The 14531-nt window shown below is 56.0% G+C and carries 11 protein-coding genes; 2 read left to right on the forward strand and 9 right to left on the reverse strand.

Translation table 11 applies throughout. The features are described from left to right. The first annotated feature begins 93 nt into the window (after positions 1-93). The gene (gene aqpZ, locus JQU52_RS14485; RefSeq protein WP_230339149.1) at positions 94-783 is read left to right on the forward strand and encodes an aquaporin Z; all 690 of its coding nucleotides are present in this window, start codon (positions 94-96) and stop codon (positions 781-783) included. Positions 784-1130: 347 nt separating this feature from the next. On the opposite strand, the gene pta is transcribed toward aqpZ, so the two are convergent. The 9 genes from pta to JQU52_RS14530 all read right to left on the reverse strand — a co-directional run bounded on the left by pta (position 1131) and on the right by JQU52_RS14530 (position 11553). Further along, a complete protein-coding gene (pta, locus tag JQU52_RS14490) occupies positions 1131-3236 on the reverse strand; it encodes a phosphate acetyltransferase (RefSeq protein WP_230339150.1) in 2106 nt (701 codons plus the stop codon). 525 nt (positions 3237-3761) lie between these two features. After that, positions 3762-5297 (reverse strand): helicase HerA-like domain-containing protein, encoded by a 1536-nt coding sequence (locus JQU52_RS14495; protein WP_230339151.1) that lies wholly within the window; start codon positions 5295-5297, stop codon positions 3762-3764. 186 nt (positions 5298-5483) lie between these two features. After that, entirely contained in the window at positions 5484-6137 is a 654-nt protein-coding gene (locus JQU52_RS14500; RefSeq protein ID WP_230339152.1) for a TetR/AcrR family transcriptional regulator, read from the reverse strand. A gap of 169 nt (positions 6138-6306) precedes the next feature. Next, entirely contained in the window at positions 6307-7350 is a 1044-nt protein-coding gene (gene murB / locus JQU52_RS14505) for a UDP-N-acetylmuramate dehydrogenase (protein ID WP_230339153.1), read from the reverse strand. Further along, positions 7331-8725, reverse strand: coding sequence for an MATE family efflux transporter (locus JQU52_RS14510; RefSeq protein WP_230339154.1), 1395 nt, complete (start codon positions 8723-8725; stop codon positions 7331-7333). Before JQU52_RS14510 ends, murB begins: the two co-directional genes overlap by 20 nt. A gap of 634 nt (positions 8726-9359) precedes the next feature. Then, on the reverse strand, positions 9360-9920 hold the full coding sequence (gene efp, locus JQU52_RS14515; protein WP_230339155.1) for an elongation factor P: 561 nt from the start codon (positions 9918-9920) through the stop codon (positions 9360-9362). A gap of 32 nt (positions 9921-9952) precedes the next feature. Then, the gene (earP, locus tag JQU52_RS14520; RefSeq protein ID WP_230339156.1) at positions 9953-11131 is read right to left on the reverse strand and encodes an elongation factor P maturation arginine rhamnosyltransferase EarP; all 1179 of its coding nucleotides are present in this window, start codon (positions 11129-11131) and stop codon (positions 9953-9955) included. Then, entirely contained in the window at positions 11124-11318 is a 195-nt protein-coding gene (locus tag JQU52_RS14525; RefSeq protein WP_230339157.1) for a hypothetical protein, read from the reverse strand. Before JQU52_RS14525 ends, earP begins: the two co-directional genes overlap by 8 nt. 13 nt (positions 11319-11331) lie before the next feature. Next, on the reverse strand, positions 11332-11553 hold the full coding sequence (locus JQU52_RS14530; RefSeq protein WP_230339158.1) for a hypothetical protein: 222 nt from the start codon (positions 11551-11553) through the stop codon (positions 11332-11334). A gap of 104 nt (positions 11554-11657) precedes the next feature. Between JQU52_RS14530 and gyrA the strand changes: the two genes are divergently transcribed. Next, a complete protein-coding gene (gene gyrA, locus JQU52_RS14535) occupies positions 11658-14393 on the forward strand; it encodes a DNA gyrase subunit A (RefSeq protein ID WP_230339159.1) in 2736 nt (911 codons plus the stop codon). Positions 14394-14531 lie beyond the last annotated feature (138 nt).

A 14531-nucleotide genomic window follows, 5' to 3' on the forward strand; every position in this document is an offset into this window, starting at 1 on the left:
GCAACTTTTCACCTCTTACGCGCACGGTATGCCTGCTGCACAGGCATACCGCACCTCACTTTTTCGGGATTAATCCATTTAAGGATCAAAACAATGAACAAATATCTGGCCGAATGTTTCGGCACCTTTTGGCTGGTATTCGGCGGCTGCGGCAGTGCCGTGCTGGCGGCGGCCTACCCTGAGCTGGGCATCGGCTTTGCCGGGGTGGCACTGGCTTTCGGCCTTACCGTGCTCACCATGGCCTATGCGGTGGGGCATATTTCCGGCGGCCACTTTAATCCGGCGGTATCGGTGGGTTTGTTTATCGGCGGCCGTTTTGAAGGCAAGGAATTGCTGCCTTACATTATTGCGCAAGTAATCGGTGCCATCTTAGCCGCTGCCGTGCTGTATTTTGTGGCCACCGGCAAAGCCGAATTCGACATTGCCGCCAGCGGCCTAGCCAGCAACGGCTACGGCGAGCATTCGCCCGGCGGCTACAGCATGGCCGCGGCTCTTACGATTGAAATCGTGCTGACAGCGTTTTTCCTAATCATCATCATGGGCAGCACCGATGCGCGCGCACCCAAAGGCTTTGCGCCGATTGCCATCGGTTTGGCCTTAACCCTGATTCACTTAATCAGCATTCCGGTTACCAATACTTCCGTCAACCCCGCACGTTCCACCGGCGTGGCCTTATTCCAAGGCGGCGGTGCGCTGGGGCAATTGTGGCTGTTTTGGCTGGCACCCATCATCGGCGGTGCGCTGGGGGCATGGATTTACAAAAACCTGATTGGCAAACAATAGTCCGCTATTCACACCAACACCGCCTGCAAGCAGGCGGTGTTTTTCTGCTGCCTGAAAACATCAATTTTGCACCGCCAAAACGAAACCAGCCGCCTGCATTGATGCAGGCGGCTGGTGGGATATTGTTCTCTCTCTTTGCCTTTGTATTCTTGGCTTGTGGCGGAGCTTCTCACTCCTTTATATGTAGTGCACTGTAATTCATCCGCCGCACCAATGCAAGCCTAAGCAGATATGGCGGCACAAAAACCCAGATTACGCCGGCTTCTCTGCCAATTCGATGTGAATATGGCGCATATTTTGCGCTTTAACACAGAATATTTCCACGCCCACCCACACCGATTTCGGCCTTACAAAACGGCTTTTTTGGCCATTTGCACCGCCTGAATGGCGGTGATGGCGATGGTGTAAACGATGTCGTCCACCAAGGCTCCGCGCGACAAATCGTTCACCGGCTTGTTCAGGCCTTGCAACATCGGGCCTACGCTGAGCACATTGGCGCTGCGTTGCACCGCTTTGTAGGTGGTGTTGCCGGTATTCAAATCAGGGAATACAAATACCGTGGCTTGGCCGGCCACCGGGCTGTCGGGGGCTTTTTGCCGCCCCACGCTGGGCACGCTGGCGGCGTCGTATTGCAAGGGGCCGTCTATCAGCAAATCCGGGCGTTTGGCGCGCGCCAAATCGGTGGCGGTTTTCACTTTCTGCACTTCGGCACCGCTGCCTGAGGCGCCGGTGGAATAGGAAATCATCGCCACTTTGGGCTCGATACCAAAGGCCTGCGCCGAATCGGCGGATTGAATGGCAATGTCGGCCAGCTCTTCGGCGGTGGGCTCGGGGTTCACCGCGCAATCGCCATACACCAGCACCTGTTCGGGCATCAGCATAAAAAAGATGCTCGACACCAGGCTGGCGCCGGGAGCGGTTTTAATCAATTGCAAGGCCGGGCGGATGGTGTTGGCAGTGGTGTGCACCGCGCCGGAAACCAAGCCGTCCACTTCACCGGTGGCCAGCATCATGGTACCCAATACCACGGTGTCTTCCAACTGCTTTTCGGCCAAGCCGGGGGTGAGGCCTTTGTGTTTGCGCAAGGCCACCATCGGATCAATGTAGCGGCGGCGGATGGTGTCGGGGTCGACAATTTCCAAGGTAGGCGGAATCTCAATACCGCGGGTTTTGGCCACTTCAAATACTTCGGTTGGTTTGGCCAGCAAGATGCAGTGGGCAATGCCTTTGCTTTGGCAAATGGCTGCGGCCTCGATGGTGCGCGGCTCGTTGCCTTCCGGCAGCACAATGCGTTTGGCCGCAGCACGCGCCTGCTCCATCATGCGATAGCGGAAAGCCGGCGGCGACAGGCGTAAGCGCGCGGGCTGCGCCATATTGCGGCACAAGGCGTCGGTATCGAGGTTTTCGGCCACAAAATCGACCATGCTTTCCATGCGTTCGGTGTCGTCGTGCGGCACATGCGGCGACTGGCTCGACAAGGAGTAGGCGGTTTGGTAGGTATCCTGCTCGGTGAGCAGCACCGGGATTTTGTCTTTCAGCGCCGGGGCAACAATGCTTTGCAACCCTTCCGATGGCAGCGAATTACAGGTAAGTACCATGCCGGCCAAGGGCACGCCGGAGAGGGTTTTCAGCGCAGCGGCCATCATCACGTCTTCACGGTCGCCCGGGGCGATAATCAATGCACCGGCAGTAAAGCGGTCGCTCATGTGGGTGGCGCTGCGCCCGGCCACCACAATCTCGCGCACGCGGCTGGTGGCCAGATAATCGGCACCGCGTAACACTTCAGCATTCAAGTGGCGCGCCACATCCAACAGGCGCTGCGCCGATTTTTCCGGTGCAAACGGCACCACGCCCAAACACACCAGCTGCGGGCTGCTTTGCGCCAAACCGGCCAACACTTCGGCCACATAATCTTGTTTGGCCTGCGGGCTATTGTATTTGTTTAAGATAAACCCGGCCGCTTCGGTTTGGCTGGCGGCATAGGTTTGCCAAGCCAGATGGATTTGCTCGGCCACTTGGCCGGCCGGGGCGTTGTGCGCATCCACCACCAGCACCACGCGGGCATTGATGGCATTGGCGATTTGGGCGTTTTTGTCGGCCAGATAGCTGCGTTCGCTGTCGGGCACCACACCTTCGATAATCATCACATCGTGATCCGCCGCATCGGCGCGGTTGTAATTGGCCACCATCAGCTCAATCAAATCGTCGTCGTTGCCGGCGGCAATCATGCTCTCTACGGTGCTTAACGGCAACGGCTGCGGCGGATTCAACAAAAACAGCTCGGCGGCAAAATGGGTGGCCGCTTCCACGCCTTGCTCATTCAGCGGTGTGTGTGCCACCGGTTTGAAATAGGCCGGTTTACGCCCGCTTTGCTGCAAGGCGCGCACCAAGCCCAGCGAAATGCTGGTGAGGCCGGTTTTGGTGCCGATGGGCACCAGAAGGAAGTTGGGCATGGGTGGTTTCCCTTGGTTTGAAGATATCAAAAACAGTTAATTAAAGTGCTGCTGGCGTTATTTTTGCCCATTTTTATGACAATAAAGGCCGCCAAAGTTTCAGGCAGCCTTTATTATATTGCAGTGCAGCAAATTAACCCAAGTTGATTTAATCAATTGTCGGTTTAAATATCGGTTATAGCGCTTTAGGTAATCACGCAGCCATGGTGCGCAAAGCATTTTTAATGATTTAGCGCGAACGCAAGCCGGCCACCACGCCAACGCTTGCCGACAGCAGCACAATCAGCAACCATTCCATAAAAAATGCTCCTTCGATTCAACAGCACCCCAGCCGCTGAGGTGCGGGACTGAAGGTATTTGGGTCTGTTCACATTTCATCGCGTGGCCCTATTTTGGCTTAAAAGCCCGCTTTCTGCGTTGAAAATGCGCGCAAGGTGTTCAACCTTGCTGTGCTTTTCGCCTTGAACGCAGACTTTTCTGCTCAAAATCTGCTGCACGGCTAAAATGTGAACAGACCCTAGTGCCTTATTTCTTGCCGCTAATCGCCCCCAAAATACCGCGCGTAATCGCCCGGCCGATGCTGTTGGTCACTTGGGTGTTGATGCGTTTGCCCACTTGGTGTGCCAAGTCATCGACCAAACCTTGGTTGGCTTTTTTGCGGTTGCCGAACAGGCCGCCGAGCAGGCTGCCGAACAAACCCTCATCATCACTGCCGCTGTCTTTGGCAGCGGTTGGTTTGGCGGCAGCCTGCTCGGCTTCGGCTGCGGCGGCCTGCTGGGCTTGTTGTTGCGCCTGCTGTGCCAATGCTTCGAAGGCAGAGAAATTATCAACGGTGTCTTGGTAGTGGCGGTAGAGCACATCGCCTTGGTAGCGTGCGCGGCGCTCGTCTTCACTCAACGGCGTGAGGCTGGATTGCGGCGGCAGAATCAACGCACGCTCTACCGGGGCGGGCATGCCTTGTTCATCCAAAAACGACACCAGCGCTTCGCCCACGCCCAATTCGCCGATGGCTTCGGCCACATTGATATTGGGGTTGCTGCGGAACGTATCGGCAGCGGCTTTTACGGCTTTTTGGTCGCGCGGGGTAAAGGCGCGCAAGGCGTGTTGGATGCGGTTGCCCAGTTGCCCCAATACGGTGTCGGGCAAGTCGAGCGGGTTTTGAGTGACAAAATACACGCCCACGCCTTTGGAGCGGATTAGGCGCACCACTTGCTCTACTTGTTGCAACAGCGCCGGGGCGGCGTTGTCGAACAGCAAATGGGCTTCGTCGAAAAACATCACAAATTTGGGTTTGTCCGGATCGCCCACTTCAGGCAGCGTTTGAAACAGCTGCGCCAGCATCCACAGCAAAAAGGCGCTGTACATGCGCGGGCTGCGCATGAGCTTTTCTGAATTGAGCACGTTAATCACGCCATATTGGCCTTCGGTTTGCAGCCAGTCTTGCAAATCCAGATTGGGCTCGCCAAAGAGTTTGTCGGCGCCTTCGTTTTCCAGGCTCAAGAGCTGGCGCTGGATGGCGCCCACGCTGGCGGCCGACACATTGCCGTATTGGGTGCGAAATTGGGCGGCGTTGTCGCCCACGTATTGCAACATGCCGCGCAGGTCTTTGAGGTCGATTAAGTGCCAGCCGTTGTCGTCGGCCACGCGGAACACCACATTGAGCAAGCCTTCTTGGGTGTCGTTGAGGTTCATCAAGCGCGACAACAGCATCGGCCCCATATCGGAAATGGTCACGCGCAAGGGAATGCCGGTGTCGCCGAATACGTCCCAAAAGCGCACCGGAAAGCCTTGCAAATAGTTTTCAGGCAGCCCGAACTGTTGCATGCGCTCGGCCACTTTGCCGCTGTTGGCGCCGGCGTTGACCAAGCCGGACAAATCGCCTTTCACATCCACCAAAAATACCGGAATCCCCTGCTCGCTAAATGCTTCGGCCATGCGGCGTAGGGAAACGGTTTTACCGGTACCGGTGGCACCGGCAATTAAGCCGTGGCGGTTGGCCATTTTGCCGACCACATCCAAGGGTTGGTTGTCGGCGCTGCGGGCAATGGCAAAGGTGTACATGTTAGGCAATCCTTAAAAGAAAAACAGGGCTTCTACCAATTCAAAAAAAATAAGATAACAAGGCGGCGAGCCGCAGACAGTACACCTAGTACGGAACAGAGTTTGTTGGTGCTTCAGCACCTTACAAACTCGTTCGCATAGCGCTAAGACGAGCCAACGCAGTTAGGTTATTTTTTAGGATTGGTATTATTCCGGCAAACCGGCCATCAGGCCAATCATCATGGCATCAAAATCAGGGCGGTGCTCGGCGCGTACATACGGGCGCAGCAGGCTCATGGTTTGCTTGATACCGCGAAACTTGGAGGCTTCGGTGAGGGTGTGTTCGTGCAGCGAGCTGTCAAAGTCGAACCAGTATTTGGTAATCAGCCAGATATTGAGCGCCAGCTCGTGCCGCGCCAGCTCGTCGGCATCAATCAAACCCACATCGTTCAGTTGTGTCAGCAGTTTCAGCAGCAAGGGCGACACTTTCACGCGGGTGAATTCGTTGTGCTCGCCCAACAACTCGGCACTGCGCGCCAGCAAGGTGTTCACATCACTGAACAGGAAGCGGTATTTCCACATCACATCGTAAACGCCGAGCATATAGTCTTTGATGGTGGAGCTGTCTTCAGGCAGCGTGGCTTCGCGCAAATAGCCCAGCAATTGCTGGCTGTAGCGCTTAAAGAGCTGCATGATGATTTCGTCTTTATTGCGGAAATGGTAATACAGATTGCCGGGGCTGATGCCCAAATGGGCGGCGATGTGGTTGGTGCTGATGTTGCGCTCGCCTTCTTCGTTAAACAGCACCAAGCTGGCGTCAACAATGCGGTTGTAGGTGTTGGGGCGGCTTTCTTTGGCCATGGGATTATTTCTCCAAATACAGGAACGGTTGTTGTGGCCGTTGCTATGCCAACGGCAAAAAACAACAAGGCTGCCTGAAAGGGTTTCAGGCAGCATTAAATCGGCTAAATATGCACATAGGGTAGCCTGTATTCGCAACAATATGCCGCCTTAGTGCAATTGCGTTACATCATACCGCAGTTGGCCGTGGCAGCCAAATAGGCTCCATTTCCAAAGCCACGCCAAAGCGCTGTTGCACCCGCTCACACACAATGCGCACCAGCTCAGCCACATCGGCAGCACGGGCGCGGCCGCGGTTTACCAACACCAGCGCCTGTTTGTCGTGCACGGCGGCATCGCCCACGGCAAAGCCTTTGAGGCCGCATTGGTCAATCAGCCAGCCTGCCGCCAGTTTCACCGAGCCATCGGCTTGCGGGTAGTGCGGCAAGGCCGGATGCTGTGCCAACAAGGCGTGGGCCGCGGCGGCGGTGAGCAGCGGGTTTTTAAAAAAACTGCCTGCATTGGCCAATACTTGCGGATCCGGCAATTTGCTTTGGCGAATTTGACACACCGCCTGCGCCACCGTGGCCGCGTTTATCGGTGCACCGGCGGCCAGCTCGGCGGCCACCGCGGCCACATCGCCATAATGCAGGCGTGGCTCGAAGCGGCGCGACAAGGCAAAACACACCGCCACAATCACATAGCGCCCACGCCCGGCTTGTTTAAATAAGCTGTCGCGATAGGCAAAGCCGCAGTCGGCATTGTTTAAGGTAACAAAATGTTGCGTGTGCAAATCAAAGCAGCGCACCGATGCGATGGTGTCTTGCACTTCCACACCGTACGCGCCGATATTCTGCACCGGCGCCGCGCCCACGGTGCCCGGAATCAGGCTGAGGTTTTCCAGCCCGCTTAAGCCTTGCGCTACGGTGTATTGCACAAAATCATGCCAAACCTCGCCGGCGGCGGCGGTAACATGCACTGTATTGCCATCATCGCCCTCGTGCTGGGCAATGCCTTTATTGGCCATGTGCACCACCAAGCCGGGGTAGTCGGCACCAAACACGATATTACTGCCGCCGCCCAGCCACAGCACGGTATCGGCATCGTATTCAGGCAGCCGCACAATATCGGCCAGCTGACACTCATCGGTGAGCGTGCATAAGGAAGCCGCACGCACCGGCAACGCAAACGTGTTGTGGTTTTGCAAATCCGCATTATGCCGCAGGTTCATCACACCATCCTTGCCGTGCCGCCATGCGACGGCTTTGTTGTTCCAAATACCACACCAAGGCCACTGCTGCGCCGAGCAAGGCCACCACCAGCGCCGTCCAGAAGCCGTAAAGCCCCCAGTTGAAATACAGCCCCAGCAAAGCGCCCAGCCCCAAGCCGAAGCCCCAGAAGGTAAACAAATGAATCAGCATCGGCACTTTGGTGAGCTTATAGCCGCGCAAAGCATAAGACGCAATGGTTTGGGTGGCGTCCGACAATTGGAAAAACGCCGCAAACGCCAACAGCGTGACCCCCAGCGCCACCACCGCCGCATCGCGGGTGTAAAACGCCACCAACTCGTGGCGAAAGGTGAGCAGCAGCAAAGCGGTGAGCACCGCCCCGGCCAAGCCCATGCACACGCCCACGCCGGAAGCGTAGCGCGCGCGCAACATGCGCCCCATGCCGATGTATTGCCCCACGCGCACACCCAATGCGGTGCCGATGCTTTGCGGCAGCATATACAGCAAGGCGGTGATGCTCATCACCACTTGCTGCGCCGCCACCTGCGCCACGCCAAAGCGCACAATCAACAGGCCGATAAAGGTAAACAGACTCACTTCCAGAAAAAACGATAAGCCAATGGGAATGCCCAGCTTCAGCACCTGCCCTTGCGCTGCCCAATTTGGCCACGAAAAGCGGCTCATCAGCCCAAAGCGGGCAAAATAGCGCTGCCGCGCCACATACAGCCACAGCACCACCGCGTTAAACCAAAACACCAGCGCCGAAGCCACACCGCAACCGGCGCCGCCCAAAGCAGGCATGCCCAGTTTGCCGTAAACAAAAATATAGTTTAGCGGAATATTCAGCAGCAGCGCCGCCAAGCTCACCAGCATAATCGGCTTAGGCTTATTGAGGCTGGAAGCATAGGCATGCAAGGCCCGGTGCACCATTGCCGCAGGCATGCCCAGCGCAATAAAAAACAGATACAGCGCAAAGGTTTGGTCTACATAATCGCCCAATTTCAGGTAGCCTTTTACCGGGCCGATGAGCAGCCACAGCAGCCCCATGCCCAAGATGCCCAACATCAAGCCAAACCACAGCCCTTGGCGGCCATATTCGCCCACCTCGGCGGTTTTGCCCGCACCGAAAAGCTGCGACAAAATCGGATTCAGCGCCACCGTGATACCCATAAAGGTCACATACACAGTGATAAACACATTGCTGCCCAAGGCCACGGCGGCCAAATCTTCCGCCCCCACGCGCCCGGCCATCACCGTGTCGACAAAACCCACGCCCACCTGCGCCACCTGCGCCACCAAAATCGGCAGCGCCAGCACCAGGGTTTTGCGGGCTTCTTGCCAAAATTGCGCCCAGCGGTAGCGGTTTAGATCAAATAACACGGCGGTTGGTCTCTTTTTTAAAAATCAGGGTTAACTAAAGTTGAGCACTTACATACCCAAAGTGCTGCTATTTACAAATATTTTGTTCAGGCTACCTGAAACCTATAATCCATGCAGCCCTCCCCTGGCGCAGCCGAATCGGAGCGGATTTTAGCGGGAGAAGGGTGCGCTATGTTTGAGCGCAGCGAGTTCGCACCCGCCGCTAAAATTCGTGTAGGTGAGGGAAGTTTGCGCAGCAAACCTGTAACCGGGGTCACCTTTCTTTGCTTACTTTTTTTGGCGACGCAAAAAAAGTAAGTGGCCGCGCGGCCATGAAGCGCAAAGTAAAACGATATAGAAGCAAATACAAAAACGCAGTTTATTTTATTTTTAAAGTAAACCGTTTCATTACACAGTTTAGTACATAGATTGCCAAATCCAGTTCGACAATAACGGCTTTACTTTTCAGGCAGCCTTCATCATTAAACTCAAGGCACCGCTTTCAGAATAATTCAACACCTATCTAGGCTGCCTGAAACTCCTATTCAACAGTAAATACGCTTATCACAGCCCAGCCGTATCTACGTTACCACACAGACAAAACAGGCTGCCTGAACCATTCAGGCAGCCTGCCAAAGTGCTACGGTGCCGGGCTTTAGGCGCGTTTGCGGAATTCAAACGTGCGGGTGTCGATTTCCACTTTTTCGCCGTTTTCAATATAGGCCGCCACTTGCAATTCGGCACCGCCCACCAAACGGGCGTTTTTCATTACCTTACCGGAAGTATCGCCTTTCACCGCAGGCTCGGTGTATTCCACTTCGCGCACAATGATGGTGGGCAGCTCTACGGAAATGGCTTTGCCGTCGTAGAAGGTGACTTCGCACTGCTCTTCCATGCCGTCTACAATAAATTTAATCGCATCGCCGATGTTTTCGGCTTCGATTTCATATTGGTTGAACTCTTCGTCCATAAACACATACATCGGGTCGGCAAAGTAGCTGTAGGTGCACTGCTTGCGCTCCAACACCACCACGTCGAATTTCTCATCGGCCTTGTACACGGTTTCGGCACCGGCGCCGGTGAGCAGGTTTTTCAGCTTCATTTTCACCACGGCGGCGTTGCGGCCCGATTTATTGTATTCGGATTTTTGTACCACCATCGGCTCGTTGCCCACCATAAATACATTGCCGGCGCGCAGTTCTTGTGCGGTTTTCATACGGTTTTTCCAAGTGCTTTAAAATAAACGCGCTATTTTAGCGTATCTTGGCTGAAAATAGCCAGCTTTTCCATGGCGGAAGGCTGTTGTTGCAGCGTTTGCGCCCAAGCAGTGGCCGCTTGCGGCCACAAGCCCGGCGTTTGCAAGGTTTGCCACGCCGCCTGCCGTGCCGCATCACTCAAGCCGCCATCGCCATTTAATTCAGCCGACAAGGCCGTGTGTGCCTGGCGTAGCGCCGGCGGCCATGCGGCGGCGGCCTGTTGCCAAAACGCCTGCAATTTGGGCAGATGCACCGCTTCGGCTTGAGGATAAATATGCCAGATAAACGGCAATTGCGCCCATTGTGCACGCACAAAGCTGTCTTCACCGCGCACCACCGCCCAATCGGCCAGCCACAGCAGGCGGTCGAATTCGGCTTGCGGCACAAAAGGGATGTGCTGCAAACGCACACCGCCGCGTTGCCACACATCGCCCGGCGCTTGCAAATCAGCAGCACCAATTACCCCGGCAGCACGCAGGCTGTCGGCCACCTGAGTGCCGGCCAACCACAAATTCAACGGCACGCCCGCCGCCTGCCACATCGCCAGCCATTGCGGCCAATAAGGCGACGCATAGGCAAACAGCAAACCGGTTTGTCCGCCTGCCGGGCTTTCAGGCAGCCCATAACGCTGCCTGAAAGCGGCTTGTGCCCTTGTGTCTGCCAAAAATGCTTGCCGTTGCTGCGGGTAATCCGCCTCGCGCAACAAGCCACCGCTGGCAGGATCAAAGCCCATAAACCAAAAATACTTGGCCGCGCCATTGCTTTGCAAAGACGGCATGGCATGCAAATCCGCCGCCCAACTTTCGGCACTTAAATATTCCCAGTTCAGCCACAAAGGCTTATCCAGCGCAATCCGCGCCAGCACCGGCGCGGGCAAGTGGCAGCCAAAGGTTTCGATAAGCCACTGCGGCGGCGGCAAGGCCGCCAAGGTTTGCGCCAGCGCCGCCTCATCCGCCCAAGCATGGATATGCACGCCTTGGCACACTGCCCCCGCCGCCGCATCCGGCGCCAGCGCACGCAAGGCGGCCACATCGTCCACCCATAAATGCACTTGGGCGGCAAAAAAAGCACGCAGATTTTGCGCCAAACGCCAGGCCACACCCACATCGCCGAAATTATCAATCACGCGCACAAACAGCCATGCCGTGCGCTTTTTTTCCGGCTCAAACATAGGCCGCCACCTTGCCAATCCTTGCCTGTGGCGCACTGGAAGCACAAGTGCTTTTTGTCAACAGGGATAAACATTTTTTTATGCGTTTATCCACATTGACAAACCCCGGCGCTTCTGCAATCGCGCCACAAACACACCACAAGCTTGACAGCGATAGTATTTCTTTATCTTTTTGTTTTTTATACATATTTATAACAGGCTTATTTTTTAGGCAGCCCCGAAGCAAGGCTTGATTTATCGGCATTTTGCGCGCCATCCACCAACTTACCCACAAAGTTATCCACAATATCTGTGAACATTTTGTTAAGGCCAATAGCGGCAAGGGTTTGCATTGCAGCAAATGGATTTGGCATGGCGGCAGCGGTTTTATTTCCGCCTCGAAACAGCATTATTTTTACGGCACCACCACCGGTATTTGGCATTTAATCTACATCCAATCCACCCATTTTGCCCGGCCAATCAACACGGGCAGCCCCTCGGCAAATATGCTAGAATAGCGGCTTGTTATTTTCAGCCGTAAGTTGCCATGACCGACGCCCTGTTTGCCAAAGAAACCCTGCCCATTTCGCTTGAAGAGGAAATGCGCCGCTCCTATCTGGATTACGCCATGAGCGTGATTGTGGGGCGCGCCCTGCCCGATGTGCGCGACGGCCTCAAGCCGGTGCACCGGCGCGTATTGTACGCCATGCACGAATTGAACAACGACTGGAACCGGGCGTATAAAAAATCGGCGCGTATTGTCGGCGATGTGATTGGTAAATACCACCCGCACGGCGACATCGCCGTATACGACACCATCGTGCGCATGGCGCAAGACTTCTCCATGCGCTATATGCTGGTAGACGGCCAAGGCAACTTCGGCTCGGTAGACGGCGACAACGCCGCAGCCATGCGTTATACCGAAATCCGCATGGCACGCATCGCCCACGAATTACTGGCCGACATCGACAAAGAAACCGTGGATTTCGGCCCCAACTACGACGGCTCCGAACACGAGCCTTTGGTGTTGCCGGCCAAAATCCCCACCCTGCTGGTGAACGGCTCTTCCGGCATTGCCGTGGGCATGGCCACCAATATCCCGCCGCACAACCTCAATGAAGTGATTGATGCCTGCAAAGCCTTGCTGGCGGACGAAAATCTAAGCATCGACGACTTAATCGAATACATCCCCGCGCCCGACTTTCCCACCGGCGCCACCATCTACGGCCTCTCCGGCGTGCGCGAAGGCTACCGCACCGGCCGCGGCCGCGTGCTGATGCGCGGCAAAACCCACATCGAGCCCATCGGCAAACACGGCGAGCGCGAAGCCATCATCATTGACGAAATCCCCTATCAGGTCAACAAAGCCCGCATGGTGGAAAAAATCGGCGAATTGGTGCGCGACAAAGTGCTGGAAGGCATTGCCGACTTGCGCGACGAATCCGACAAATCCGGTATGCGCGTGGTGATTGAGCTTAAGCGCAACGAAAACGCCGAAGTGGTGCTCAACCAGCTCTACAAAATGACCCAGCTGCAAGACAGCTTCGGCATCAATATGGTGGCACTGGTAGACGGCCAGCCCCGCCTGCTCAACCTCAAACAGATTTTGAGCGAATTTTTGCGCCACCGCCGCGAAGTGGTCACCCGCCGCACCCTCTACGAGCTAAAAAAAGCCCGCGAGCGCGGCCATATTTTGGAAGGCCTGGCAGTAGCCTTGTCGAATGTCGACGAAATCATCGCCCTGATTAAAGCCTCCGCCACCCCGCCCGAAGCCAAAGCCGCCTTGGTGGCGCGCCCGTGGCGTGCCGGCTTGGTGGCCGATATGCTCGCCCGCGTGGATGTGGATTTGAGCATGGCCAAACCCGAAGGGCTGCCTGAAAACGTAGGGCTCTCTAGCGAAGGCTATTTCCTCTCCGACACCCAAGCCCAAGCCATTTTGGACATGCGCCTGCAACGGCTCACCGGGCTTGAGCAAGACAAAATCATGTCTGAATACAAAGACGTGATGGCAGTGATTCTGGACTTGCTCGACATTCTGGCCAAAAGCGAACGCGTGAACGAAATCATCCACAACGAACTTTCTGCCATGCAGCAGCAATTTGGCGATGAGCGCCGCAGCGAAATCAACCCCTTTGGCGGCGACATTGCCGACGAAGACCTGATTCCCCCGCGCGAAATGGTGGTTACCCTCACCCACAGCGGCTACATCAAAACCCAGCCCACCAGCGACTATCAAGCGCAGCGGCGCGGCGGGCGCGGCAAACAGGCCGCCGCCACCAAAGACGAAGACTTTATCGAAACCCTGTTTGTGGCCAACACCCACGACTATTTAATGTGTTTCACCAGCATCGGCCGTTGCCACTGGATTAAAGTTTACAAACTGCCCGAAGGCGGCCGCAACAGCCGCGGCCGGCCGATAAACAACGTGATTCAGCTGGATGAAGGCGAAAAAGTGAGCGCCATTCTGGCCGTGCGCGACTTCCCCGCCACCGAATACGTGTTTTTCGCCACCGCCCAAGGCATGGTGAAAAAAGTACAATTGAGCGCATTTAAAAATGTGCGCGCACAAGGCATTAAAGCCATCGCCCTCAAAGAAGGCGATTCACTGGTGGGTGTCGCCAAAACCGGCGGCAGCAACGACATCATGCTGTTCTCCAACCTGGGCAAAGCCATCCGCTTCAACGAATATTGGGAAGGCGGCAGCGAAGCCGACGAGGGTGAAGAAGACAACGACATTATCGAAGCCGAAAGCGGCGAAGAGGGCGACAACGGCGCCCCCAAAGCCAACAAAGGCGTGCGCCCTTCCGGGCGCGGCAGCGGCGGCTTGCGCGGTATGCGCCTGCCGGCAGAAGGCCGCATTGTTAGCCTGATTAGCTTCGCACCTGAATGCGAAGCCCAAGAAGAGCTGCAAGTGCTCACCGCCACCACCAACGGCTACGGCAAACGCACCCCGATTGCCGACTACAGCCGCAAAGGCAAAGGCGGCCAAGGCAATATCGCCATCAACACCGGCGAGCGCAACGGCGAGCTGGTGGCCGCCACTTTGGTGAGCAACAGCGACGACTTAATGCTGATTACCAGCGGCGGCGTGCTGATCCGCACCAAAGTAGACCAAGTGCGCGAAACCGGCCGCGCCGCCCAAGGCGTGCGCCTAATCAACCTGGATGAAGGCGAACAACTGGTGAGCTTGGTGCGGGTAGCGGAAACGGAAGAAGACGAAACCGCCGACCCAGCCGACGACAGCGCATCAATACCCAACGCAGAGCCCGACAATATGGCTTAAGCTGGGTGTTTCACCCAAAAAGGCTGCCTGAACATTTCAGGCAGCCTTTAAAGTATTCACTGAAGATACGCACTGATAGCCATTCTAAAAATAACCTTACAAAATAAAGCAATTTGACAATCCTATCCGCGTAGATAC

The organism is Paralysiella testudinis (assembly GCF_016894345.1).
Lineage (GTDB): Bacteria > Pseudomonadota > Gammaproteobacteria > Burkholderiales > Neisseriaceae > Paralysiella > Paralysiella testudinis.

Bases quoted from the DNA above. Each gene is read 5' to 3' on its own strand.
- aqpZ (WP_230339149.1), top strand. From the start codon at position 94: ATGAACAAATATCTGGCCGAATGTTTCGGCACCTTTTGGCTGGTATTC.
- pta (WP_230339150.1), bottom strand. From the start codon at position 3,236: ATGCCCAACTTCCTTCTGGTGCCCATCGGCACCAAAACCGGCCTCACC.
- JQU52_RS14495 (WP_230339151.1), bottom strand. From the start codon at position 5,297: ATGTACACCTTTGCCATTGCCCGCAGCGCCGACAACCAACCCTTGGAT.
- JQU52_RS14500 (WP_230339152.1), bottom strand. From the start codon at position 6,137: ATGGCCAAAGAAAGCCGCCCCAACACCTACAACCGCATTGTTGACGCC.
- efp (WP_230339155.1), bottom strand. From the start codon at position 9,920: ATGAAAACCGCACAAGAACTGCGCGCCGGCAATGTATTTATGGTGGGC.
- earP (WP_230339156.1), bottom strand. From the start codon at position 11,131: ATGTTTGAGCCGGAAAAAAAGCGCACGGCATGGCTGTTTGTGCGCGTG.
- JQU52_RS14525 (WP_230339157.1), bottom strand. From the start codon at position 11,318: ATGTATAAAAAACAAAAAGATAAAGAAATACTATCGCTGTCAAGCTTG.
- JQU52_RS14530 (WP_230339158.1), bottom strand. From the start codon at position 11,553: ATGCCAAATACCGGTGGTGGTGCCGTAAAAATAATGCTGTTTCGAGGC.
- gyrA (WP_230339159.1), top strand. From the start codon at position 11,658: ATGACCGACGCCCTGTTTGCCAAAGAAACCCTGCCCATTTCGCTTGAA.